Raw genomic sequence first — 24,963 nt, 5'->3', positions numbered from 1 at the left:
CGCCGCCCCTGGCTTGGCCGCCCCAGGCAACTCTGGTCCTCCGGCCGTCGCAAGACATCCCGTAGTCGCGGCCCGCATACGGGTGAACGAAAATGCGACGGATCCCGCGGTTCGACGTTCGAGCGGTGCCGGAGCCTCGCCTCCTCGGTTGCACGACTTGCGGGGGAGGGTGGCAGGAGCCGGTTGCGGAGATCGCCCGTCTCGCCTCTCGCTGCCTACGACACAAGGGCGTTCGTATCGTAGCCGCTCGCGGACGGTGCGTGGTGACGATCACCGTAACCAGGAGAATGCTGCGATCGTATTCGGCACGAGTACCCCGATCCATCGGAAATGGCGCAAACTCCTTGTGGGAGCGACATGTACAACGTGCTCAGCCTCGATCGCCCGCATCGACCACCACTGCAGGCCGGCGGACCCGTCAGGTCCGCCGGGTACGACGACCGTGCGTCCATTCGGGGGAATGCGAAGCGGCGCCGGACCCGCGGTGCCCGGTCCCTGACATCGCTCTTATGGAGGCGTTCGTACCGTGATGACGGGCTCACACGGCCGCTGGCCGCCGACATTCGGGCAACGGGGCGGGCCCGCAGGCGCGTTGGCGTCCGCCGGCATCGCGGATCATGAGAAGGGGTTGCCATCGCGCAAAGCCCGCACACGGGAGCCCGATGCGGGACATGATTCTGATAACCGGCGGATTGCCGTACGGTGAACGTCCTTCGGAGCGGTGGCGAACGGGCCGCGTCCACGATTCGAACCGTAGCCCGACCCACGGCCGTGCAGACCAGGGGAGGTACGTACCGCACATGTCGACATCCGCGGAGGCGCTTCCGGAGCCGGCGCGACCGGGCAGCCCTCGAAAGGCCATCCCCGGTCCGGCCGGGGACGAATCCTCGCCCGCGCGAGCCCATCCGACCCACCTCGAACCCGAACACCCGCGCCCCGGCGCGGTACTCGGCGCCGCGCGACACATCACCGCCGGCGACCGCGGGTCGAGCGACCCACTGCTCGACCCCGCGCCGGCGCGCGCCGCCGACCACGCGGCCATCGAGAATCTGCTGCGTTGCCGCATCCGTGAAAGCGGCACGGCGGTACCGGCGGACGGCCCCTTACGGCTTCCGTTGCCGGCGACCGCCAGCACCGTCGTCGCGCCGGTCCTGTATCGCTCGGAGACCGGCATGCACCGTTTCGGGCCGGTCCGACTGAGCAGTGGTGTCGCCCTCGACGCCACCACGTTGGCCGTGCTGCTTGCGATCGAGGCCGCGCACGGGCGAGTCGGCTCGATCACCGCGATCGCCGATATGACCGACCGGGTGATCGACTCGACCCGACGGATCGCACACCATCTCGCCGAGCGTCGCAAGGCGTCCGAGGACGTGCCCGGAACGACGCCGTTCCTGTGCACCGAGCAGTCGATCGTGCTCGGCCACCCGATGCACCCGTCGCCGGCATCCCGTCAAGGTATGTACGGGCCCTCGTCGCCGCGCTATTCGCCGGAATTGCGCGGCTCGTTCCCCCTGCACTGGTTCGCCGTCGATCCCGCCGTCGCGGTCCACGACGGCGACCTGGGGCGTCCGGTGCCGGTCGTGCTCGCCGGGCTTGCCGAAGGGGACGTGAGCCTGCCCCCGGGTATGGTCGCGCTGCCGGCGCACCCGTGGCAGGCCCGCGACGTGTTGGCGAGGCCGGGTGTCGCCGCCCTCCTGGAACGTGGTCTGCTTCGCGACCTCGGTCCCGGTGGGCCCGCCTGGTCCGCGACATCCTCGCTGCGCACCGTGTACCGCACCGGCGCGCCCGTCATGCTCAAGACCTCGCTCGGCATCGAGATCACCAACTCCCGCCGGGAGAACCACCGCAGCGAACTGCGCCGAGGTCTCGCCGTACACCGGATGCTCGACGCCGGCCTCAAGCGCGTCATGCACTCCGCTCACCCCGGCTTCGACGTGCTGCGCGATCTCGGTTGGATCGCCGTCGACATTCCCGGTGGGCGTGGCGAGTCGGGGCTCGAACTCGTGGTGCGGGACAACCCGTTCGGCCCGCGAGACCGCGTGCACTGCATAGCGGGGCTGGCCGCGACGCGCCCGGACCTGCAGCGGGGGAGATCGATCCTCGCCGACGTGCTGTACACGCTGGCCGCGCGCACCGCGACACCGCTGCGGGAGACGGCCGAGTCGTGGTTCCGCCGATACCTGGAGGTGCTGGTCGCACCGATCCTGTGGCTGCACGGCGAATACGGCCTGGGCCTGGAGGCGCATCAACAGAACACCCTGGTGGTACTGGACACGGACGGTCGTCCGATCGGTGGGCGCTATCGCGGCAACCAGGGCTACTACTTCTCGGCCGAACGCGGAGCACGGCTGGCCCGTTGGCTCCCCGGCGCGGGGCGGGACCTGGGCACCTGGTGCCCCGACCACGTGATCGACGAACGACTCGGCTACTACCTCGCGATCAACAACGTGCTCGGCCTCGTCGGCGCGATGGGTGCGCAAGGGCTGGCCGATGAAAAGGCGTTGATCGCGATCTTCCGTGACCGGCTGATCCGCACGCGCGCGGATCACCCCGCAGGGCGCCCGCTCATGGACCGCCTGCTCGACGGTGCCACACTGCGGTGCAAGGCCAACCTGCTCACCCGCGTCGCGGGTCTCGACGAACTCGAAGTTCCGTTGGAGACCCAGTCCGTCTACGTCGACATCCCCAACCCGATCGCGGACGTGCGCGGCTGAGCGGTTCTCGTACCACCAAAGAGGAGACGGCACGGTGCGCGCGAACGTCACGGTCCTGGCGCTGCACCGGTTCGAAGGCGAACCTCTTGAATACGAGGACGCGGTCTGGATCGGCGACGGGGCGGGGCGTGGGTTCCTGCCGCCGGCCGGACCCGCGTGCAGGCGCGCCCGGGTGGACCGGCCGGGCGCGCTTCGGGTGGCTTTCGCGGACGGCGCCGCAGAGAGCCTGCTGGCGCGGCGCTGGGCCGAACTCGTGGTGCGGGCATGTGGCGCGGCGCCCACTCCGCTCCTGTGCGGGGGTGCGGGCTTCGCCGACGTGTTGGCGCGCGCGGCGGACCGATGGCCCGAACTGACCAAGCGCTATCTGGTCGAGCGGGATCGGCGTGGAATGCCCGTACAGCCGTACGAATTGCGCAAGTTGGAGCGTGGAGCGCATGCTTCCGCAGTACTCGCCGCGCACTTCGCGCCACATCCGTGGTTGTCCGGCCGAGGCCAATGGGCGGTCGCGGTGCTCGGTGACGCCTACCTCTTCCAGGTTCGCGGCGACCGGCTCTGGCGGGTGTTCCCCACCTCCCGACGGCCCGATGTCGCGACCAGCAACGGTGCGGATCGTGCAGCGGTTGCACGGCGGGTGCGGTGTGCGCGCGGTACCTGGACCGACCGCGATCTGTTGTACGTCGCCAACGAAACGGCGGGCGCGTGGTTCCTGCGCACCGCGCTGGCCGGCGGACGACCCTGGGAGGAACTGCGCGAACCCGCGGCGGGAAGTCCTCACGAACTCGCCCGCTGGGCAGCCGCACGACGGCGGGCGGGCATCCTCGACAAGGGGGACCTCACGCTCGTACGCATCGACCCGATGATCGGCCCGGCCCGGCCCCCTGGTGACCGGGACGGGGCCCAGACCCTTACGCGAGGCCATTCGCCGGCGACACCCATGCCTTCGTCACCTGCGGGCGGCCACTGAGCGGCCCGCACAAGCACGCGACCCGGTGGGTGAAGCCGCCGATGGGTCGCCTTCACCGCGTGGCCGTGACCGGCCCGGACAGCCCGACCGCAGCCGCCGCCGTCGGGACTGCACGCGGGTGCGGGTCTCCGGATCCGAACCGAAGACGTCAGCCGTAAGGCGTCGGCGGGGACGCCGAAGGGGTGGGACAGGCCGCCGACGGTCCCACCCCTTCAGCTCCTGTCACGGGCGATCAGCAAGCGCCCCGGTCCTCCCACACACCCCACTGGCCGGTCGTGCCCGGTGCCTCGCCGCGCGTCCACCACTTGGCACGCCACGTGTGGTTGTTCCACACGACGGTGTCGCCGTTCGTGTACGTCATCGACTCGGTCCACGGCTTGGCCGCCGCGCACTTGGTGTGCAGCGGGACGTTCATCTCCTTGACCCACTGGTTGCGCCGGAAGTCGCGGGCCTTGATCGTCACGCGGTCGTTCGCGACCTCGACTTGGAGCCCACTGTTCTCCAAACCGCTCAGCGCGCTCTCGCCGCCCGAACCGTCGTCGGTCCATTGAGTCTGAACGGCACCCGTGTTGACGACGGTGAAGCCCTCGAGGTTGCCGGTCCCGGGCACCACCTTGCGCACGGCCCAGTCGGACAGGTTCAGGTCCCAGTGCGTGTGCGAGGTGAACAGCACGGCGTCCTTGTGGGCGCCAAGGATGTTCATGATCCGGTCGGCCTGGAGGTAGTCCGACTTGTAGAGCTTGTTACGCGTCCCCGAGACGGTGTCCGGCAGGACGTGGTGCGAGAACACGAACGTCGGCTTGCCCTGTGCCTCCCAGTAGTTCATCCGCTGCTCGAGCCACGTGAGCTGCTCGTCGCTGAACCACACCTCGTCCCACTTGGTGGAGTCGCTGTACTTCATGTACTTCTCGGTACCGAGGAACAACATCGGGACACCGTCGACAACGCGCTCGTAGAAGACCTTGTCGAGGCCGGTGAAGTCGTAGAAGTTCTGGAAGAGCGACTGCTCGGTGGTTCCGTTGGGCCAGGTCTCCTGGCAGAGCTTGTCCGGATTGCAGTACTTGGGCACGTAGAACTCGTGGTTGCCGATCGTGAAGAACGTGTTCGCCGGGTGCGGACGCGTGTTCAGGACCTGCTTCACCTGGTCGTACTCGGCCTTGTAGCCGCGCGGGGTGATGTCGCCGTTGACGACGAGCGCGCCGCTGTTCGGGTTGATCACCTTCATCTGGTCGAGCGCGCGGCCGAAGTCCGCGAGGTCGCCCTGCACGTCACTGATGACATTGAAGGACACCTTGGCGGGCGCGGCGGCGGGGGCCGCACTCACGGGGGCGGAGGAGTGGGCCGTGGCGGGGCGGCTCTCGGCGTAGGCGGCGCCTGCGCTCGCCGTCAGGGCGAGCGCGGCGCACACGGCCGCTACGCGCCGGTGTTTGCGGAGGTTGGGCATGGCGATCCTCGGGACGGAGGGGGTGCGGGGACTCGTCCATCACACCGGTTGGTCGCGACGGTCCGGCGGCCCGCAGCGATCATGAAGGTGTCGAATGGCTGAAGATCGTCCACGAATCCGGCAAAGCGAGCTCCAAGTCGTCCACAAGGGTCGAGTTGTCCACAGACTGCGGCCTCGCGCCGCGTGCCCCGGGCCGTGCAGACCAGGATCCGGGAATGGAAGTGACTGTACGAGTCTTGCGGGGGTTGGCATGGCAGCACGACGGAGTGGTAACGCGGGAACAGGCGCTGTCCGCCGGGGTGACCGGGCGGGTGTGGCGCAGGCTCGTGAACGATGGGAGCGTGCGCGAACTCGCGCGCGGCGTGGGGTTCGTCGATGCCGATCGATGTGCGCTGTCCTGGCGCGGGCTGTTGCGCGCCGGGCTCGCGGCCTATGGCGAGCGAGCCGTGGCCGTCTTGCACAGTGCGGCCCGCGTGCACGGGATGCGTGGCGTGCCGCCGGTGGAATGTGTGCACATCGCGACGCCCGATACCGCGTCGCGTCGTGGTGGGCCCGGCATCGTGGTTCATCGGCGACGGTTGCCGGCGGAGGAGATCGTGATGGTGGACGGCTTCGCGGTGACGACGCCGGTGCGGACGCTCGCCGACCTGGTGGCCAGGCTTTCGCCCGAGGACGGGTTGGCGATTCTCGATTCGGCGCTGCACCTGCGCCTGGTCGAAGTGGCGCAGTTGGAGGCGGTCGAGCGGGCGGCGGCAGGCCGCCCCGGGGCGGGACAGGTGCGGCCGCTACTGGAGATCGCGGACGCACGGGCCGAAAGCCCGCTGGAGTCGCGAGTACGCCTCGACTGCGTGCGGGGCGGGGTCGCACCGGACGAGTTGCAGCACGAGGTCGCGCTGCTCGACGGCGGCCGGGCCCGCGTGGATCTCGCCTGGCTGACCGGGCTGCGGCCGATTTTCGCCGAAGCGGACGGAGCGGACGTGCACTCGCGGCCCGACGCGTTGTTCCGCGACCGGTCCCGGGCCAACGAGCTGGCCCTCGCCGGCGCGCTCGTTCTGCGTTTCACCTGGCACGACACACTGCGCCGAGGGAAGGTCGCGGGGCTCGTGCGGCGGGCGTTCCAGTCATGAGTCCCGCGAGCGTCGCGGTGCCTGTGGAAATGGTCCGGCTATCCGGCGACGCGGATGTTCTCCAACGCCAACAGGCGCTGCTTGCGCGGCAATCCGCCCGCGTAGCCGGTCAACGTGCCGTCGGCTCCGATCACCCGGTGACACGGGATGACGATGCTGATCGGATTGCGGCCGTTGGCCAGTCCGACCGCACGGGAGGCCGTGGGCTGCCCGAGGAACCTCGTGGCCAGCGCGCCGTAGGACATCGTGTGCCCGAACGGGATGGTCGTCAGGGCCGACCAGACCCTGAGCTGGAAGGCCGTGCCGACCGGCGCCAACGGCAGGTCGAACTCGCGCAGTTCGCCGGCGAAGTAAGCGCTCAACTGCGCCTTCGCCTGCGTGAACGCACCGGGATCGGATACCCAGTCCGCGTCTGGGGTGGCCGCCATGTAGAGGGCGGTGAGCGACTGGCCGTCACCGATCATGAGCAACTCGCCGACCGGGGATTCCAGCGTCGCGTATCGGCGGGGGCCGTCGAGGGGGACGTTGAACGCGGTCGGGGGCACGTTCGGGTCGGGCGTTTCGACGACATCGAACAGCGCGTCCTGGTTCATGCGACTTCCTTCACCGAGACGGTGGACGCTGCGGACAGGCTCGCCCACAGGTGGTGCAACGCGTACGAGCGCCATGGGGACCACGACTGCGCGGCCGAGACCGGGAGCCCCCAGCGCGCGAGCGCGTGCTTGACGCCCAGATCGGTCGGTAGGAACACATCCGGATCGCCGAGTGCCCGCAACCGAATGTACGACGCCGTCCAGGGGCCGATACCCGGAAGGGCCAAAAGGCCCGCCTCCGCCGCTCGGCGGTCCACCCCCGGGTCCAGGCGGACCGCCCCGGACGCGAGCGCCCCGGTGAGCGAGTAGATCGCCTTCTTTCGAGCCGTGGGCATCGGCAGATCCGCCGGATCCGCGTCCGCCAACGCGTCCGCGGTCGGGAACGCGTGGGTGAGTCCGCCCTGTGGCGCGACCAGCGGTTTGCCGTACAGGGCTGTCAGCCGACCCGCGATCGTGCGAGCGCCCGCGACCGAGACCTGCTGGCCGAGCACGGCTCGGACGGCGAGTTCGTCGGGGTCCACGTGGCCCGGTGAACGCAGGCCGGGCGTGGCACGCACCAGCGCGCCCAGCCCGCCGTCACCGACCTCGGCGCTTGCGAGTGCCTCGTCCACGGCGAGCGGATCCGCGTCCAGGTCGAGCAAGCGCCGGCAGCGCTGTACGGCGGCCCCCAGGTCGCGCAGGTCGTCCAGGACCAGGCGGCACCACACCCACGAGGGACCGGGCGAGAGCTCGACCACGCCGGTGCCGTGCGGGAGGGACAGTACGCGACGGTAGACGCCGTCCACGTACTCCTCCACGCCCGGCACCGCCCGCAGGCCCAGGAAATCCAGCGTGTGCCCGAGCGCGATCGGCTCCCGGTAGGGCAGCCGCAACCGGATCTCGCCCGGTTCGACGCTGCGGGCGCCGGCCCGTCCGCGCACCTCCGTGGGGGTGCGGCCGAACACCTCGCGCACGGTGTCGTTGAACTGCCGCACGCTGGCGAACCCGGCCGCGAACGCCACCTGTGCGATCTGCAGATCGGAGGTCTCCAGGAGGACGCGGGCCGTCTGTGCCCGGCGGGCGCGGGCGAGCGCGAGAGGGCCCGCGCCGACCTCGGCCATCAGCAGCCGGTTCAACTGGCGGTCGCTGTATCCGAGCCGACCCGCGAGACCGCCGACGCCTTCGCGATCCACGACCCCGTCCGCGATCAACCGCATGGCGCGCCCGACCACATCGGCGCGGACATCCCACTCGGGCGAACCCGGCGAGGTGTCCGGGCGGCAGCGTTTGCACGCCCGGAACCCCGCCGCCTGTGCGGCTGCCGCAGACGGGTAGAACCGCGCGTTCTCCCGCTTGGGCTTGACCGCCGGGCAACTCGGCCGGCAGTAGATGTCGGTGCTGGTGACCGCCATGTAGAACCAGCCGTCGAACCGACTGTCCCGGCTGCTGCACGCTCGGTAGCACTGCTCGTCGTCCATCACGTCGACAAGTGTCACCCCTTCCCGCAGGAGTGGCCGGCGGGAATCGGACAGCACCGTGGCGGCGCCTCGCGGGCGCGAGCCGCGCCTACAACCCCCGAATCAACCCGTTGCGGAAGAGGTCGACGAAGATGGCATGGTCGGCGCGGGCACGAGCCCCGTACGCGTGCGCGAAGTCCACGAGTGAGGCCGTGAAGCCCTCCTCGTCCCGCTCGATCGCCTCCAGGATCGCGTCCTCGGTCGAGAACGGGACCAGCGTGTGACCGCTTTCCTCGTCCGCGACCGCGTGCATCGTCGCGGTGGCGCGGCCCAGGTACTCCACGACCTCCGCGATCGTGTCCACCTCGTTGAGGTCCGACCAGTCCAGGTCGTTCGCGTAGGGCGACACCTCGGCGACCAGCTGCCCGACCCCGTCGATGTCGGTGTAGCCGAGCCACGGGTCCGCGTGTGCCTGCAGGGCGCGCTGCGAGATGACCGTGCGATGACCTTCGTGTTCGAAGTAGGACCGCACCTGGGGGTCGGTGACGTGGTGGCTCACCGACGGCGTTTGGCCCTGCTTCATGTACAGGATCACGTCGTTTTCCAGCGCCTCCGTGTTGCCCTCGATCAGCAGGTTGTACGAGGGCAACCCGGCGCTGCCGATGCCGACCCCGCGCCGACCCACCACGTCCTTGACCTCGTAGGTGTCCGGCCGTTGGCGCGTTGCGGGCGGCAGCGTGTCGAGGTAGCGCCGGAAGGCCGCCAGCACCGTCTCCTTGACGTCGTCCGGCAACTCGAACGCGCCGCCGGACAGGGCGAAGCGCCGTTCGTGGTCGGCGACGACCGTCTGCGAACGAAGCAACCCGATGCGCGTCTGCAACCGGGCCTGCCGCAACACTTCGAGCAGCGGTCCCTCGGTCGTCGCCAGTGTCAGTGCGGCGTCCTGCGGCGTGATCTTGTCGGTCAGCAGCCGGAGTTGGTCCAGGTAGGCCGCACCGTAGCCGGTGACCAAGGCCGCGATCGTGTCGTCGCTGAGGGCCTTGCCGTGCCCGATCAGCGCGAGGCTGGCCGCGAAACGCTTGACGTCCCACGTCCAGGGGCCGACGTACGCCTCGTCGAAGTCGTTGACGTTGAACACGAGCTTGCCGTCCGCGTTCATGTACGTGCCGAAGTTCTCCGCGTGCAGGTCGCCGTGGATCCACACCCGCGAGGTGTGCTCGTCCAGAAAGGCATCCTCGCGGCCGTCGAGGTCGGCGTAGAACAAACAGGCCGTGCCCCGGTAGAACGCGAACGCCGAGGACGCCATTTTGCGGAACTTCACCCGGAACGCGGCGGGATCGCCGTCGATCAACGCGCCGAAGGCCCGTTCGAAGACCTCCAGGATGTGCCGGGCACGATCCTCGGGGTCCGCCGGGCCATACTGCGCGTAGCCGCCCTCGAACCCCACGCCGCCCAGACCGATCCCTATGCCCTCGGCCATTGCGACCGCCTCCCTCGAAGTCTCCCCGGGGTCGGCAGGACCCCACGTCAGGATCCCAGACGGGAGAGCCGGGAGGGCATCGAGCCCCCGGAGCGTGAGGGGGGAGTCAGAGGCGCCCGGGGGCTCGACATCCGGCGCCTGCCCGGCCGACGGCCAGTCATGCCCGGCAGGGGCCGACGATGTTCGAGAGCGCGATCCGGCTTCGGGAATCGATCCGGTGGCAACGCCCGGTCAAGGAGTCGACCCGGCCCCGTTCTCCGACCGCGCGTTTCCCGAAGGGGTCTGCGACGGCACGGCGGTCGACGGCGGGACGTTGTAGTCGTCCCGACGAGTTGGGGACTGGTAGTTGATGTTGGGCGGGGTGCTCGCCGCCGTACTGTTGGCTTCCGCGCGCACCCACACGGGCCAGATCGGGGCGAGCGCGATCGAGCGCAGCCGGTCCATCGACAGGAGCGGTGTCGGGCGGCCGATTTCCCCCTTTTCCTCGCGGGAGGCGACCTCGTTGACCGTGATCACGACCCCGTCGCGACGCACGACTTGAACGGACCACTCCTGGGGTCCCCTTCCCGAAGTGCCGGCCTTGCCGTCGGCGCGGTTCTCCGGCGTGTCCGGAGCTGCGGGATAGACCCAATCCTGGCGCTCCACCACTCGACTGCCGTCGGACATCCCGTAGTCCATGCACTTGGCCTTGGTGGTGCCTTCCGGGTGCGGACACCCCGCGACTTCGGCTACCACGGCGCTTTGTTGCACCGACATGGACAGCAGGCTGGGCCCGAGGGAGTCCTCCAGGACCAACGACACCGACGCCCCGACGCTATGGATGCCCGCAGTGCTCTTGTCGGTGTTGTCCGACCCGGTGATCCGCGTGGGCGGAAGGGTCTCCGGCAACAGCGGCATCAACAGATGCAGCAGCAGCGGCGGCAGCAGGGGTGTCATCTGAGGCGGGGCGGACAGTGTCGGCCGTGGCTTGGGCACTGCCTGGGGGATGGGTGATGTGAGCAGCTGCGCCGTCGGGCTCGCAGGTCCGGACACCTGTCCGGGGCCACCGTCGGTTCGTTCCGAGACGACGAGCAGGGTCGTTCCCGCCACGGCCAGTACCGCTGCGGTCGACACGCCGACCTGGAAACGCCGTACCAACTTCATCCGCCTGCCTCGGGCTATACCACCCGAGACCAATCCCGCCGGGGGGACCAGCCCCGACGCCGACGCCCGCATCGCGGCCGCCAGCTCCTTCTCGTGGGACCCCATAGACCTACCGTCTCCTCGCCATCCGTGCCATCCGTGTGAACGCAGGTCGTACTGCTCACCAGCCGTACGGCCGTACCGGCGGTGTGCTCACTGACCCCTCATGCGGCGGAGAGCCAGCCGGATTCGCTTCCGAGTACGCTCCGCAACTTCTCCAGCGCCCGCATCGACCTGCTCCGCACGGCCCCCTCGGACACGCCCATCTGTCGCGCCGTCTGCTCCACGCTCAGGTCCTCCCAGTACCGCAGGACCAACACCGCCCGGTCCTTGGGCGGCAGTTCGGACAGGCTCTTCAGGAGCGTCAACCGCAACGCCTGGTCCTCCTCGGGGCCCGAGCCTTCCGGCAGGTCGGCATAGGGCTGCTCGGTGCTGCTCAGCCTGCGTCGGTGGGACAGATAGGTGCGTGTCAGCACGGTGCGCGCGTATGCCTCCGGGCTGTCGGCCCGACTGACCCGCTTCCATGCCCGGTACAACTTGCCCAGCGTCGTCTGCACGAGGTCCTCGGCGAGATGCCAATCGCCACACAGGAGCCACGCCGTCCGGAACAGCCGACCGCTGCACGCGTTGGCGAACTCCAGGAAATCGGCCGGCTCAGCGTCGAAGCCCGCCATAGACCCTCCTCGTCCCTACGCGCCCTCGCGCGTACCCACCCCATAGACGCGGCGGACCCCCCGACACGTCACAACTTCCGGCCGAGAATACGTATGTGCAGCTCATGGGCCATTCGAGGGGTTGGCCAAGGAATCCGCGCGTCGGCCCGTAGCCTGGGCCGGAGTCGATCACCATCGATGCCGCAGCCCTCGCGCCCCCAAATCCGGCACGGGGACACGAACCAGCCAGGGGAGTCGACGTGACGTCGGTGGACAACGATGTGGACCGTTTCAGCGCGAAGACTCGAGACTGGGTCGACGAGGCCATCCGCAAGGTGAGCGCCGACGCCAACCGTTCCGCCGACACCCATCTGCTCGCCTACCCGCTGCCCGCGCAGTGGGGTATCGACCTCTACCTCAAGGACGAGTCGACCCATCCCACCGGCTCGCTCAAACACCGCCTGGCCCGCTCGCTCTTCCTGTACGCCCTGTGCAACGGGTGGATCGAGGAGGGCACCACCGTGATCGAGGCGTCCTCGGGCTCGACGGCGGTCTCGGAGGCCTACTTCGCCAATCAGATCGGCCTGCCCTTCGTCGCGGTCATGCCCGCCACCACCAGCCCGGAGAAGATCGAGCTGATCGAGTTCCACGGCGGTCGATGTCACCTGGTCCAGGACGCCGCCACCGTGTACGAGGTCTCGCGCGCGCTGGCGGCAAAAACGGGCGGGCACTTCATGGATCAGTTCACCTACGCCGAGCGCGCCACGGACTGGCGGGGCAACAACAACATCGCCGAGTCGGTGTTCGAGCAGATGTCCCAGGAGCGCCACCCCATTCCCGAGTGGATCGTCGTCGGCGCCGGTACCGGGGGCACGAGCGCGACCATGGGCCGCTATGTGCGTTATCGCCGACACCACTCCAAGATCTGCGTCGTGGACCCCGAGAATTCCGCCTTCTTCGACGGATGGCGCACGCACGACCCGGAGTACGCCCAGGCGTGTTCGTCGCGGATCGAGGGCATCGGCCGACCCCGGGTCGAGGCCAGCTTCATGCCGAACATCGTCGATCGCATGATCAAGGTCCCCGACGCCGCGTCGGTGGCGGCGATGCGCGACCTGCACCGGCGCACCGGGCACAAGGCCGGCGGCTCGACCGGCACCAACCTGTGGGGCGCCCTGCGCCTGGTGGCCGAGATGCGCGCCGCGGGCCGCACCGGTTCGGTGGTGACGCTGCTGTGCGACGGCGGAGAACGCTACGCGCATTCGTATTACTCGGACGAGTGGCTCGCGCGGCAGAACCTGGATCTGGGCCCGTACGAAGACACGTTGCGACACTTCCATGCCACCAGCGAATGGCGCTGACCGCGCAGCCTTAGGCTGGGTACCGCAGGTCGACGAGGAGGAGCAACAGGATGAGCGGGGCGGGAAACGTCGTCTTCGACAAGCGCGAGCAACTGGAGAAGATCCAGAGCGGGCTGCTGCCGGGCGAGCAGATCATCGCGGTCTACGACGCGAAGGGCGTCGGCACCGGGTTCATCGGCCTGACCGACCGGCGCGCGATCATCCAGGACAACAGTTTCGTCGGTAAGAAGATCGCGATCACCTCCTTGCCCTATTCGAAGATCAGCAGCGTGAGCATGGTCTCCAACAAGAGCTTCACCGGTTCGTATCTGAGTTCCAGTGAAATAGCGATCCACGTCGGTACGCAGACCTACAGCGTGGAGTTCCGCAGCGACGACAAGGGTCGACACGTCCACGACGTGATCCTGCACTACATCATGCGCTGAGCAGGTGGTCGCGGACGTTCCCACACTCGGGCAACTCGGGTGCTTCGGGCGTCGATGTGGTGCTGCGGGTGCTCACCGGGTGGCGGGGGCGGCCTCGCCGCGCAGCGGCAGTCCCGCCGCGCGATAGATCGCGTCCATGACGCGCAGCGTCGGCACCGCGTCGACCGCGGGCGTCAGCGTCGGTGCGCCCAGGCGGATCGCGTCCGCGAACGCTTGCAGTTGCAGGCGATACGTCGGCGTTCTCGCCGCCTCGCCCAGGTGTTCGCGCCGCTTGAGCTTGCCCGTGTGCACGGTGAACCGATGTGGCAGGTGGGGCATCAGGTAGTTCAGTACGCGCATCTCGCCGCGCGTGCCCACGACGTGCGCGTGCATGTCCAGCACGCGTCGGGACAACATCGACGCGTGCACGGTGCCCGCCGCGCCGCCCGGCAGCCGTAGTCGGGCCGACATCGCGCGGTCTACCCGCCGGTCCCTGCGGATCGTCAGCGCGTGCGCGTCCGACACCTCGATCGGGTCGCTCGCGTTGTCGCCCGCGAGCAGCCGCATCAGGTGTACGGCGTAGCAGCCACCGTCCATCAATGCCCCGCCCGCGAGGTCGTAGCGGTAGCGGATGTCGCCGAGCAGCGGCAGCGGGAAGCACATCGACGTGGTGATGCGACGGATCTCGCCCAACTCGCCGTCGTCGAGGATCTCGCGCATGCGGCTCGCGAGTGGGTGATACCGATAGTGGAACGCCTCCATGGCGATCAGGCCCGCGCGTGCCGCGACGTCCGCGATCTCCTGCGCCTCGCTCTCGTTGGCCGCCATCGGCTTCTCGCACAACACGTGCTTGCCGGCTTCCAGCGCCCGGATCGTCCAGTGCGCGTGCAGCCCGTTGGGCAGCGGGATGTACACCGCGTGCAATTCCGGGTCCGCGATCAGCGCGGCGTAATCCGGGTGCACGCGCGGGATGCCCTGCCGCCGCGCGAAGGCGTCCGCACGGGCCGCGTCGCGGGCGGCGATCGCCGCGACCTGCACCTCCGGGATCAGCCGCGCGGGCTTGACCAGCGCGGCCGGCGCGATGCGAGCCGCGCCCAAAACGCCGATCCGGATCCGCTTCATGGCGTCATCCCCCTCGTCGCCGCCCCACTCGACACGCTCTCGCGCGAACGCGTGCTCCGGGCCCGTTGCCGGACCCACTCGGTGGGTCGCGCCGGACTCGCTGTCCCGCATGTTAGGGGCGCACGTGCGTGTGTGGGGGAGATCGCTCGGAGGAATCCGCGACCGACGGGTCGTCCCGTGTGTGGCGGGTACCCGCACGGACGAGTCGGGGCCTAGACTAGACTTGTCTTGACATCAAGATATCTGCGGGGCGCAGACCCCGGCATCCCTGGTTAGGGTCACCTTGCTTGGCGTACGTCGAGTGGGTGTCGGCAGGATGCGGGAGAAACGCACAAGATCAAGGGAGACCGTCGTGTCCGCGAACAGCTTCGACGCTCGCTCCACCCTGAACGTGGGTGACGAGTCGTACGAAATCTTCCGGCTGGACAAGGTGGAGGGCAGCAAGCGCCTCCCCTACAGCCTGAAGGTCCTGCTGGAGAACCTGCTCCGCACGGAGGACGGCGCGAACATCACCGCCGATCACATCCGTGCCCTGGGCGGCTGGGACGCGAAGGCCGAGCCGAGCGAAGAGATCCAGTTCACGCCGGCGCGCGTGATCATGCAGGACTTCACCGGCGTGCCGTGTGTCGTGGACCTCGCCACGATGCGCGAGGCCGTGAAGGCCCTCGGCGGCGACGCCTCCCGGATCAACCCGCTCGCGCCCGCCGAGATGGTCATCGACCACTCGGTCATCGCCGACGTGTTCAACCGTCCGGACGCGTTCGAGATCAACACCGACATCGAATACGGCCGCAACAAGGAGCGCTACCAGTTCCTGCGCTGGGGCCAGACCGCGTTCGACGAGTTCAAGGTCGTACCGCCCGGCACCGGCATCGTGCACCAGGTCAACATCGAGCACCTGGCCCGCACCATCATGGTTCGCAACGGACAGGCGTACCCCGACACCTGTGTCGGCACCGACTCGCACACCACGATGGTCAACGGCCTGGGCGTGCTCGGCTGGGGCGTCGGCGGCATCGAGGCCGAGGCCGCCATGCTCGGCCAGCCGGTCAGCATGCTCATCCCGCGCGTGGTCGGCTTCAAGCTCTCCGGCAAGGCGCAGCCGGGCGTCACCGCCACCGACGTCGTGCTGACCATCACCGACATGCTGCGCAAGCACGGCGTGGTGGGCAAGTTCGTCGAGTTCTACGGCGAGGGCGTCGGTGCGGTGCCGCTGGCCAACCGCGCCACCATCGGCAACATGTCGCCGGAGTTCGGCTCGACCTGCGCGATCTTCCCGATCGACGCCGAGACGATCACCTACCTGCGACTGACCGGCCGTGACGACAAGCAGCTCGCGCTGGTCGAGGCGTACGCGAAGGCCCAGGGCCTGTGGCACGACCCCAGCCACGAGCCGGAGTACTCGGAGTACATCGAGCTCGACGTCTCCACCGTGGTGCCCTCGATCTCCGGCCCCAAGCGCCCGCAGGACCGGGTCGTGCTGGCCGAGGCCAAGACGCGCTTCCGCGACGTGCTGGCGGACTACGTCACCAACGGCGACGAGTCCGGCAAGGAGTCCTTCCCGGCCTCGGACGCGCCCACCGGCTCCAACGGTCGCGTGCACAACCCGACCAAGGTGGTCGGCGAGGACGGCGTCGAGTACGAGATCGACCACGGCGCGGTCGTGATCGCCTCGATCACCTCGTGCACCAACACCTCGAACCCCTCGGTCATGCTCGGCGCCGCGCTGCTCGCGAAGAAGGCCGTCGAGAAGGGCCTCACCCGCAAGCCGTGGGTCAAGACCACGCTCGCGCCCGGGTCCAAGGTCGTCATGGACTACTACGAGAAGGCGGGCCTGATCCCGTACCTGGAGAAGGTCGGCTTCTCGCTGGTCGGCTACGGGTGCGTGACCTGCATCGGCAACTCCGGCCCGCTGCCGGAGGAGGTCTCCAAGGCGGTCAACGACGCCGACCTCGCGGTCGTATCGGTGCTCTCGGGCAACCGCAACTTCGAGGGTCGGATCAACCCCGACGTCAAGATGAACTACCTGGCCTCGCCGCCGCTGGTGATCGCATACGCGCTCGCGGGGTCGATGGACATCGACATCACCACCGAGCCGCTGGGCCTGGACCCCGAGGGCAAGCCGGTCTACCTCGCCGACATCTGGCCGAGCGACGAGGAGATCGCCGAGGTGGTGGCCTCCTCGATCGACCAGGACATGTTCATCAACCGCTACGCCGACGTCTTCGCGGGCGACTCGCGCTGGCAGTCGCTGGAGATCCCCACGGGCGCGACGTTCGAGTGGGACCCGCAGTCGACCTATGTGCGCAAGCCCCCGTATTTCGAGGGCATGCAGATGCAGCCGGCGCCGGTCGTGGACATCGCGGGCGCACGCGTGCTGGCCAAGCTCGGCGACTCGGTCACCACCGACCACATCTCGCCGGCGGGCTCGATCAAGGGCGACAGCCCGGCGGGCAAGTACCTGGCCGAGAACGGTGTCGAGCGCAAGGACTTCAACTCGTACGGCTCGCGCCGGGGCAACCACGAGGTGATGATCCGCGGCACGTTCGCGAACATCCGCCTGCGCAACCAGATCGCGCCGGGCACCGAGGGCGGCTTCACGCGTGACTTCACGCAGGCCGACGCCCCGGTGTCGACGATCTACGACGCGTCGGTGAACTACCAGGCCGCGGGCATCCCGCTGGTGGTGCTGGCGGGCAAGGAGTACGGCTCGGGTTCGTCCCGCGACTGGGCCGCCAAGGGCACCTCGCTGCTGGGCGTGCGTGCGGTGATCGCCGAGTCCTACGAGCGCATCCACCGCTCGAACCTGATCGGCATGGGTGTCATCCCGCTGCAGTTCCCGGTCGGCCACAGCGCCGCCACGCTGGGCCTCACCGGCGAGGAGACCTTCGCGTTCGAGGGCATCACCGCGCTGAACGAGGGTCGCACCCCCAAGACGGTCAAGGTCACCACGGACACCGGCGTCGAGTTCGACGCGGTCGTGCGCATCGACACCCCCGGCGAGGCGGACTACTACCGCAACGGCGGCATCATGCAGTACGTGCTGCGTTCGCTGGTGAACAAGGGCTGATCGCCGCACCGCGACGACAGGTCGCACGGCATCGACGCACCGGGTCGGGCTCCTTCGGGGCCCGGCCCGGTGTTTTGGTACGCCGTCACGCCCTCGACACGAGGGTGGGGCAGGTGCCGGCCGCACGCACTCGCGGCATCCACACTTGCACGCGGCGCAGGCGTCTGTGCTCGCGCCTGCGCCTGCACCCGCGCTCGCGGGCAACGCGCCTGCACCCGCGCCCGCCCACTCGGGCCCGCAGGCAGCGTCCTCGCGCACCTGTCGGGCATTGGCGCGGCCGGTTGGTTTCCCAACCGGCCGCAGGGTCAGTTTTGCGCTCTGCGCATGTGGGCGACAGGGCTAGGGTGCCGGTTCACCCAAAAGAGGGAACGCGCGGATCGCGCCGACCACTTCACCGGCGCCGTACACCGGTGCCTGGGCGAACGGGGCGAGGCTCTGCTCGTCCGCACCCATGCGCCACAACAATGCCGCCATGGCGACGATGTGGGCCCGTGACGCACCGTCCGCGATCTTGACCGCGGCGCCCCGCCCGTCCGGCAGGCCCACCGCGTACACCGCCTCCGCACCGTCCTTGGCGAGCAGGCCCGGGATCGCCCGCATCAGCCCCGTCACGTGCCGACCGGTGCCCGCGACCCACTGCGGGTGGGCGCGCATCGCGTCCGCGATCCGCCGCTCGTCGGTGCCCTCGGCGGCTCCGGCGAAGCGGCCGTAGGACCGGGCCAGGCCTGCCAGCGAGATGGCGAACAGCGGCGCCCCGCACCCGTCCACGCCGGCCGCCGCGACCGGCTCGCCGGCGACGTCCTCGACCGCCTGGCGGACGGCCTGCTGCAAGGGGTGGTCCGGCGCCAGATAGTCCTCGGTCGACCAGCCGTTGTACACGCAGGTGAGCAGCATCGCGGCGTGCTTGCCCGAGCAGTTCATCGCGATCCGCTCGGGGCCCTTGCCGGCCGCCAGCCACGCGTCGCGCTGGGCCGCGCCCAGGGGCCAGTCCGGTACGCAGCGCAGCGCGCTCTCCGGCAACCCCGCGCGGGCCAGGATGCGTCGGGTCCCCTCCAGGTGGAACGTCTCGCCGGAGTGGCTGGCGCAGGCGAGCGCGAGCAGTTCGCCGTCCAGGTCCAGTCCGTTGCGTACCATCGCCAGACCCTGGAACGGCTTGTTGGCCGAGCGGGGGAACATCGGCGCGTCCACGGCCCCGTGTCCCTCGACCACCGAGCCGTCGGTGCCGGTGAGTACGGCCGTGCCGTGGTGGATCGATTCCAGGAAGCCGTTCCGCCACACGCCGACCAGCGGTATGTGGGCGAATGCGGCCTCGTCGCCGGCGCTGTCGGCCTGGATCACGGGTCCTCCTGGAGTCGTACGACAGTCGAACAAAGTGGGGTGCGGGGCGGAACGCGGGTGGGGGCGAGCGCGAGCACGACGACGCGAGAGTCGAACGCGAGTGCGGGATGCCCCCTCCATGATCCACGTGTGCATTCCCGGTCGGCCACCGCGCATAATCGAACATATGTACGGCAATGGCGATCGCGATACCCCGGCCTGGGAGCAGCCGGGTCGCTTCGCCCATGCCGCGGCCGGGAACGAGGCCGGATCCAAGCCCAGGGGTCGGGACGGAATCGCGCCGACGGGATGGCCGAGAGGTGTTCGGCCACCGGGTGTGGCCGGCTGGGAGGAAACGGCCGTCGCCTGGCTGTTCGACCTGTGCCCACCGGGCTATCGAAGCCACGACCTCCTGCGCAAATACCCGTTGATCCTGGCCCGGATGGCCCGCCAACACGTGGCCGCCGCGCTCGCCGCGGCCCGACACGGCTACGGCACGGCGCGTGTCGAGCTTGCCGAGCGGGTGCCCGCGCAGGCGGTGGAGGCGGCGCTGCGCATGTACGAGTACGAGGGCTCGCGCGCCGCGGCCACCGAGCGTGCGGTCCGGCTGGTCGAGGAGGCCCTCGCGGGCGAGCGCTGGGAGCCTCGACTGTGACGTGCGCGACGTCGCGCACCTGGTGCGCCCGTCCGCTCGATCCCGCCCACCTGCCACGACGCCGGAGCGAAAGGGGTGTTTGTAACGTTCCATGCGTTCGTCGGTCGTGCGGCGGTGAATAGAGGCCCGATCGTGACGCCTGCGTTCAGGTTTGACTCTTCTGCCCGGACGGAGGGGGCAATAGAGTTCAGGACTTGCACACAACAAGTGCGTCGAATGCACCGGGGCGAGGAGATCGTAGATGTCCGACGGCATGACGGGAGCCCGCTTTTCGCAGGCCCGGCCGCCGGGATCGCACTCGTCCGGCTCCCAGTCCTCGCTGCACAGGGCCAATCTCGATCGGGTCCTGCACGCGGTCCGCATGGCGGGTGCGCTCACCCAGGCCGGGATCGCCAGGAGTACCGGGCTGTCCGCCGCGACGGTGTCGAACATCGTACGGGAGTTGAAGGCCCTCGACATGGTCGAGGTGACCCCCACCTCCGCCGGCGGCAGGCGGGCCCGCAACGTCTCGCTCAGCCGCGCCTCGGGCGTGGTCGTCGGCATCGACTTCGGCCATCGCCACCTGCGGGTGGCGATCGGTGACTTTGCCCACCGGGTGCTTGCCGAGGAGCACGTCCCGATCGACGTCGACTCCTCCGCCGACGAGGGCTTCGCGCTCGCGGATCGCCTGTTGGGCGTGCTGCTGGAGCGCGCCGGCGCGGTCCGGGCCGAGGTCACCGGGGTCGGGCTCGGCGTGCCCGGCCCGATCGACATCGACACCGGTGCGCTGGGTTCGACCACGATCCTGCCGGGCTGGGTGGGCTGTCACCCGCGCGAGGCGATGCAGGCCCGGCTGGGCCTGCCGGTCCTGGTGGACAACGACGCCAACCTCGGCGCGCTCGGCGAACTCGTCTGGGGCGCGGGCGTGGGTTGCACCGAGATGGCCTACCTCAAGGTGTCCGGCGGTGTCGGCGCGGGCCTGGTGATCGGCGGCCGGTTGTACCGGGGGCCGGGCGGCACCGCGGGCGAGATCGGTCACATAACGCTGGACGAGTCCGGGCCGGTGTGCCGGTGCGGCAACCGGGGCTGCCTGGAGACCTTCACCAACGCCTCCTACCTGCTCGACCTGCTGCGCGGCAGCCACGGCGCCGACCTGAGCATCGCGCGGATGATCGAGCTCGCCAAGGCCGGAGACGCGGGCTGCCGGCGGGTGGTCGCGGACGCCGGCAGGCACGTGGGGGTGGGCGTGGCGAGCCTGACGAACCTGCTCAATCCGCAACGGATCATCCTCGGCGGGGACCTCGCGGGCGCCGGCGACCTGCTGATCGCGCCGATCGTCGAGTCGGTCGGGCGGTACGCCATCCCCAGCGCTTCGCGTCGGCTGACCGTGGTCACCGGGTCGCTCGGCGAGCGGGCCGAGGTGCTCGGCGCGATGGCGATGGTGATGAGCGAGATGACCCCCTTCGCGGTCGAACGCACACCCGAGGCGCAGGTCGTGGGCGCTTCGACGTGAGCCGGCGCGCACGGATGGCGCATCGCGGTACCCCGATGCGAACCATTCGCCGTCATCGCCACGTCTAGACTCGATGGACGCCTCTCCTGCAGTCAGACCCGTGGGGGCGGTGACGGATCTGACGAAGGAGGAACGGGTGGCCCTGCTGGACAGCATTCGAGGACCCCGTGATCTCAAGGCCCTCTCGCCCGAGCAGCTCGCGCGGCTCGCGGACGAGATCCGCACCTTCCTGGTGGAGTCCGTCTCCAAGACCGGTGGTCACCTGGGTCCCAACCTCGGTGTGGTCGAGCTGACCATCGCGATGCACCGGGTGTTCGAGTCGCCACGCGACAAGATCCTCTTCGACACCGGCCACCAGAGCTACGTGCACAAGATCGTGACCGGCCGCAAGGACGGCTTCGGGCAGCTCCGTCAGGCCGACGGCCTGTCCGGCTATCCCAGCCGGGCCGAGTCCGAGCACGACGTGATCGAGAACTCGCACGCCTCCACGGTGCTGTCCTGGGCGGACGGCCTGGCCAAGGCGTACCAGGTGCGCGGTCAAACCGATCGGCACGTGGTCGCGGTGATCGGTGACGGAGCGCTGACCGGAGGCATGGCCTGGGAGGCACTGAACAACATCGCGGCGGCGAAGGACCGCCCGGTGATCATCGTGGTCAACGACAACGAGCGCTCGTACGGCCCGACCCAGGGCGGCCTCGCCGACCACCTCGCCACGCTGCGCACCACGCGCGGCTACGAGCGTTTCCTGGAGTGGGGCAAGGGCGTGCTGGGCCGCACTCCGGTGGTCGGCGGTCCGGTCTACGACATGCTGCACGGCGCCAAGAAGGGCCTCAAGGACGCCGTCGCGCCGCAGGGCCTGTTCGAGGACCTGGGCCTGAAGTACGTGGGCCCCATCGACGGGCACGACGTCGAGGCGGTGGAGAACGCGCTGCGCCGGGCCCGCGGCTTCGGCGGACCGGTGATCGTGCACGCGATCACCCAAAAGGGCAAGGGTTACGCGCACGCGGTCAACGACGCGGCGGACCAATTCCACGCGGTGGGTGTGATCAACCCCGAGACCGGCCTGCCGGTGAAGAAGTCGGGCGCGTCGTGGACGTCGGTGTTCGCCGACGAGATGGTCGCCATCGCGGACGAGCGGGAGGACGTCGTCGGCATCACCGCGGCGATGCTGATCCCGGTCGGGCTGCACAAGTTCGCCGCCAAGCACCCGGACCGGGTGTTCGACGTCGGGATCGCCGAGCAGCACGCGGTGACCTCGGCGGCGGGCCTGGCCAGCGGCGGACTGCACCCGGTGGTCGCGGTGTACGCGACCTTCCTCAACCGTGCGTTCGACCAGGTGCTGATGGACGTGGCGCTGCACAAGTGCGGCGTGACCTTCGTGCTCGACCGGGCCGGCGTGACCGGGCCGGACGGGGCCAGCCACAACGGCATGTGGGACATGTCGATCCTTCAGGTCGTGCCGGGCCTGCGACTGGCCGCGCCGCGCGACGCGGCCCAGGTGCGTGCCCAGTTGCGCGAGGCGATGGAGGTCGACGACGCGCCGACCGTGGTGCGGTTCGGCAAGGGCGCGGTGGGCCCGGAGATCGCGGCGATCGGCCGGATCGACGAGATGGACGTACTGCGCCGTACCGGTCCCCAGCGCAACGGCGGCGGTGAGCGCGGCGACGTGCTGATCGTGACCGTGGGGCAGATGGCCGAGATCGGGGTCGAGGTCGCCGATCGGCTCGCCGACCAGGGCATCGCCGCGACCGTGGTCGACCCGCGCTGGGTCAAGCCGGTTCCGGCCGGGCTCGCGCCGTTGGCGGCTCGGCATCGGCTCGTGGTCACGATCGAGGACAACGGCCGGGCCGGTGGCGTCGGTTCGGCGATCGCGCAGTCGCTGCGGGACGCGCGGGTGGACGTACCGCTGCGCGACTTCGGCATCCCGCAGGAGTTCCTCGACCACGCGGAGCGCTCGGACATCCTGGTTCGGATCGGTCTGAACGCCCAGGACATCTCGCGCCAGGTGGTCGAGGAGATCGCGTCCAAGACCGTGGACGCGGACGCGGAACAACACGAGACGACCGCCTGAGCCAGGGCCGCCGCACACGTCGCGACGATCCTGGGGCCGGGAGCGGGAAGCCACAGGCTTCGCTTTCGGCCTCGGGATCGTTGTGCTTTTCCCGGCGCTTCCGCACTCCCACACTCCTGTTTCCGGGTGGTCGATCCCCGGTGCTCCCGCACTCCGGCTTCCCGGCTCCTCGGCTTTCGGTTCGAAGATCACCCTGACGCGCCGAGGATCGGTCACCCGGAAACAGGAGTGAAAGCCTCGATCATGGCAACGGTCTCCGCCACCAGGAGGTGTTGCCATGGCCAACGCGCTGTTTCGCACCAAGAACATCGAGCAGTCCATCCAGGACACCGATGTCACCGAAGGGCACGGCCTACGCCGGGAGTTGTCCGCGCTCGACCTGATGGTCTTCGGCGTCGGTGTGGTGGTGGGCACGGGCATCTTCGTGCTGACCGGTACGGCGGCGAAGGACTACGCGGGCCCCGCCGTCGCGCTGTCGTTCGTGCTGGCGGGATTCGTCTGCGGGCTGGCCGCGCTGTGTTACGCCGAGTTCGCGTCCACGGTTCCGGTGGCGGGATCCGCGTACACGTTCTCGTACACCACCCTCGGCGAACTGCCCGCGTGGATCATCGGCTGGGACCTGATTCTCGAACTCGCGCTCGGTGTCGGGGTGGTCTCGATCGGCTGGTCGGGATATCTGACCTCACTGCTCTCGCAGGCGAACATCGACCTGCCGCAGGCGATCACGGCCGCGCCGGGCGACGGCGGGAAGGTCAATCTGCCGGCCCTGCTGCTCGTGCTCGGGGTCGCCACGATCCTGGTGTTCGGGGTCAAGCTCTCGGCCCGGTTCAACCTCGTCATGGTCACCATCAAGATCGCGATCGTGTTGCTGGTGATCTTCGCCGGTCTGTTCTTCGTCAAGACCGGCAACTACAACCCCTTCGTCCCCGATTCGCAGCCGCCCTCGTCCGGCAACGACGGGCTCAAGGCCCCGCTCGTGCAGACCCTGTTCGGGTTCGAGCCGCAGATCTACGGTGTGATGGGGATCTTCTCCGGTGCGGCGCTCGTGTTCTTCGCGTACATCGGCTTCGATGTGGTCGCCACCGCCGCCGAGGAGACCCGCAAGCCGCAACGCGACATGCCGATCGGGATCCTCGGCTCGCTGGTGATCTGCACGATCCTGTACGTCTCGGTGTCGCTGGTCGTGGTCGGCATGCAGCGCTACGACATGCTCTCGTCGTCCGCACCGTTGGCGGAGGCGTTCCGGTCGGTCGGCAAGGGCTGGATCGCGACGATCATCAGCATCGGCGCGGTGGCCGGCCTGACCACCGTGTGCATGATCTTGATGATGGGGCAGAGTCGGGTCTTCTTCGCGATGAGTCGGGACGGACTGTTGCCGCCGTTGTTCGCGAAGGTGCATCCCAGGTTCGGCACGCCGTACATGAGCACGATGCTGATCGCGGTGGTGGTCGCGGCGATCGCCGGGTTCACCCCGATCCACGAGATCGACGTGATGGTCAACATCGGCACACTGTTCGCGTTCATGGTCGTCGCGGCGAGCGTGCTGATCCTGCGCCGGACCCGACCGGAGTTGCCGCGCGCGTTCCGGGTGCCGCTCGTGCCGTGGTTGCCGATCCTGTCGATGCTGGCCACGTTGTGGCTGATGCTCAATCTCAGCACCGAGACGTGGCTGCGGTTCCTGGTGTGGATGGTGGCCGGCTTCGTCGTCTACTTCCTCTACGGACGACAGCACAGCCGACTGCGGTGACGGCGACGGTTGTTCGATGACCCGCGTGGGCCCGGGTCGAGGCGACCCCGGCCCCCCCGGGTGTGGGACGCCGGCGGGGCTCAGCCCCACAGCACGGCGGTGTACCGGGCTCGTATACACCAAAGAAGCGG

At 69.4% G+C, this 24,963-nt stretch carries 18 protein-coding genes; 10 read left to right on the top strand and 8 right to left on the bottom strand.

Annotated elements, in window-relative coordinates; genetic code table 11:
- Positions 1–800: 800 nt before the first annotated feature.
- Both ACFXMF_RS14610 and ACFXMF_RS14605 read left to right on the top strand, forming a co-directional pair.
- Positions 801–2,714 (top strand): IucA/IucC family protein, encoded by a 1,914-nt coding sequence (locus ACFXMF_RS14610; protein ID WP_379987857.1) that lies wholly within the window; start codon positions 801–803, stop codon positions 2,712–2,714.
- Positions 2,715–2,748: 34 nt separating this feature from the next.
- Entirely contained in the window at positions 2,749–3,678 is a 930-nt protein-coding gene (locus ACFXMF_RS14605; protein ID WP_379987856.1) for a hypothetical protein, read from the top strand.
- Positions 3,679–3,910: 232 nt separating this feature from the next.
- Here the strand turns inward: ACFXMF_RS14605 and ACFXMF_RS14600 are convergent, their stop codons facing one another.
- Entirely contained in the window at positions 3,911–5,122 is a 1,212-nt protein-coding gene (locus ACFXMF_RS14600) for a DUF4073 domain-containing protein (protein WP_379987855.1), read from the bottom strand.
- A 266-nt stretch (positions 5,123–5,388) separates the two neighbouring features.
- Here ACFXMF_RS14600 and ACFXMF_RS14595 point away from each other — a divergent pair, with 266 nt between their 5' ends.
- Positions 5,389–6,249 (top strand): type IV toxin-antitoxin system AbiEi family antitoxin, encoded by an 861-nt coding sequence (locus ACFXMF_RS14595; RefSeq protein ID WP_360317433.1) that lies wholly within the window; start codon positions 5,389–5,391, stop codon positions 6,247–6,249.
- A gap of 38 nt (positions 6,250–6,287) precedes the next feature.
- Here the strand turns inward: ACFXMF_RS14595 and ACFXMF_RS14590 are convergent, their stop codons facing one another.
- From ACFXMF_RS14590 to ACFXMF_RS14570, 5 genes are all read right to left on the bottom strand, one after another.
- Entirely contained in the window at positions 6,288–6,842 is a 555-nt protein-coding gene (locus ACFXMF_RS14590; RefSeq protein ID WP_360317436.1) for a methylated-DNA--[protein]-cysteine S-methyltransferase, read from the bottom strand.
- A complete protein-coding gene (locus ACFXMF_RS14585; RefSeq protein WP_360317487.1) occupies positions 6,839–8,299 on the bottom strand; it encodes an AlkA N-terminal domain-containing protein in 1,461 nt (486 codons plus the stop codon). The genes ACFXMF_RS14590 and ACFXMF_RS14585 overlap by 4 nt, the downstream gene beginning before the upstream one ends.
- 88 nt (positions 8,300–8,387) lie before the next feature.
- Positions 8,388–9,758, bottom strand: a complete 1,371-nt coding sequence (locus ACFXMF_RS14580; protein WP_360317439.1) for a DUF2252 domain-containing protein — start codon at positions 9,756–9,758, stop codon at positions 8,388–8,390.
- A 231-nt stretch (positions 9,759–9,989) separates the two neighbouring features.
- Positions 9,990–10,694: a hypothetical protein gene (locus ACFXMF_RS14575; RefSeq protein WP_360317442.1), complete on the bottom strand. Its 705-nt coding sequence runs from the start codon at positions 10,692–10,694 to the stop codon at positions 9,990–9,992.
- A gap of 410 nt (positions 10,695–11,104) precedes the next feature.
- Complete coding sequence (locus ACFXMF_RS14570; RefSeq protein ID WP_360317444.1) at positions 11,105–11,614, bottom strand: SigE family RNA polymerase sigma factor; 510 nt, start codon at positions 11,612–11,614, stop codon at positions 11,105–11,107.
- Positions 11,615–11,853: 239 nt separating this feature from the next.
- Between ACFXMF_RS14570 and ACFXMF_RS14565 the strand changes: the two genes are divergently transcribed.
- The gene (locus ACFXMF_RS14565) at positions 11,854–12,954 is read left to right on the top strand and encodes a PLP-dependent cysteine synthase family protein (RefSeq protein ID WP_379987854.1); all 1,101 of its coding nucleotides are present in this window, start codon (positions 11,854–11,856) and stop codon (positions 12,952–12,954) included.
- A gap of 50 nt (positions 12,955–13,004) precedes the next feature.
- The gene (locus tag ACFXMF_RS14560) at positions 13,005–13,379 is read left to right on the top strand and encodes a PH domain-containing protein (RefSeq protein ID WP_360317448.1); all 375 of its coding nucleotides are present in this window, start codon (positions 13,005–13,007) and stop codon (positions 13,377–13,379) included.
- A 72-nt stretch (positions 13,380–13,451) separates the two neighbouring features.
- On the opposite strand, the gene ACFXMF_RS14555 is transcribed toward ACFXMF_RS14560, so the two are convergent.
- Positions 13,452–14,480 carry a Gfo/Idh/MocA family protein gene (locus tag ACFXMF_RS14555; RefSeq protein ID WP_379987853.1) on the bottom strand — a complete coding sequence of 343 codons (1,029 nt, stop codon included), beginning with the start codon at positions 14,478–14,480 and terminating at the stop codon, positions 13,452–13,454.
- A gap of 352 nt (positions 14,481–14,832) precedes the next feature.
- Here ACFXMF_RS14555 and acnA point away from each other — a divergent pair, with 352 nt between their 5' ends.
- Complete coding sequence (acnA, locus tag ACFXMF_RS14550) at positions 14,833–17,550, top strand: aconitate hydratase AcnA (RefSeq protein ID WP_360317453.1); 2,718 nt, start codon at positions 14,833–14,835, stop codon at positions 17,548–17,550.
- Between the two features lie 339 nt (positions 17,551–17,889).
- Here the strand turns inward: acnA and ACFXMF_RS14545 are convergent, their stop codons facing one another.
- A complete protein-coding gene (locus ACFXMF_RS14545; protein ID WP_379987852.1) occupies positions 17,890–18,888 on the bottom strand; it encodes an asparaginase in 999 nt (332 codons plus the stop codon).
- Between the two features lie 166 nt (positions 18,889–19,054).
- Here ACFXMF_RS14545 and ACFXMF_RS14540 point away from each other — a divergent pair, with 166 nt between their 5' ends.
- The 4 genes from ACFXMF_RS14540 (at position 19,055) to ACFXMF_RS14525 (ending at position 24,832) form a co-directional block, all read left to right on the top strand.
- Positions 19,055–19,522, top strand: coding sequence for a hypothetical protein (locus ACFXMF_RS14540; protein ID WP_360317457.1), 468 nt, complete (start codon positions 19,055–19,057; stop codon positions 19,520–19,522).
- 253 nt (positions 19,523–19,775) lie between these two features.
- Positions 19,776–21,014 (top strand): ROK family transcriptional regulator, encoded by a 1,239-nt coding sequence (locus ACFXMF_RS14535; protein WP_360317489.1) that lies wholly within the window; start codon positions 19,776–19,778, stop codon positions 21,012–21,014.
- A 136-nt stretch (positions 21,015–21,150) separates the two neighbouring features.
- Positions 21,151–23,085 carry a 1-deoxy-D-xylulose-5-phosphate synthase gene (gene dxs, locus ACFXMF_RS14530; RefSeq protein ID WP_360317491.1) on the top strand — a complete coding sequence of 645 codons (1,935 nt, stop codon included), beginning with the start codon at positions 21,151–21,153 and terminating at the stop codon, positions 23,083–23,085.
- A 277-nt stretch (positions 23,086–23,362) separates the two neighbouring features.
- Positions 23,363–24,832 carry an amino acid permease gene (locus ACFXMF_RS14525; protein ID WP_360317459.1) on the top strand — a complete coding sequence of 490 codons (1,470 nt, stop codon included), beginning with the start codon at positions 23,363–23,365 and terminating at the stop codon, positions 24,830–24,832.
- Positions 24,833–24,963: the final 131 nt, after the last annotated feature.

This window comes from Embleya sp. NPDC059213, from assembly GCF_042754445.1.
Classification (GTDB): Bacteria; Actinomycetota; Actinomycetes; order Streptomycetales; family Streptomycetaceae; genus Embleya.
This window is presented reverse-complemented; position numbering and strand designations above follow the sequence as displayed.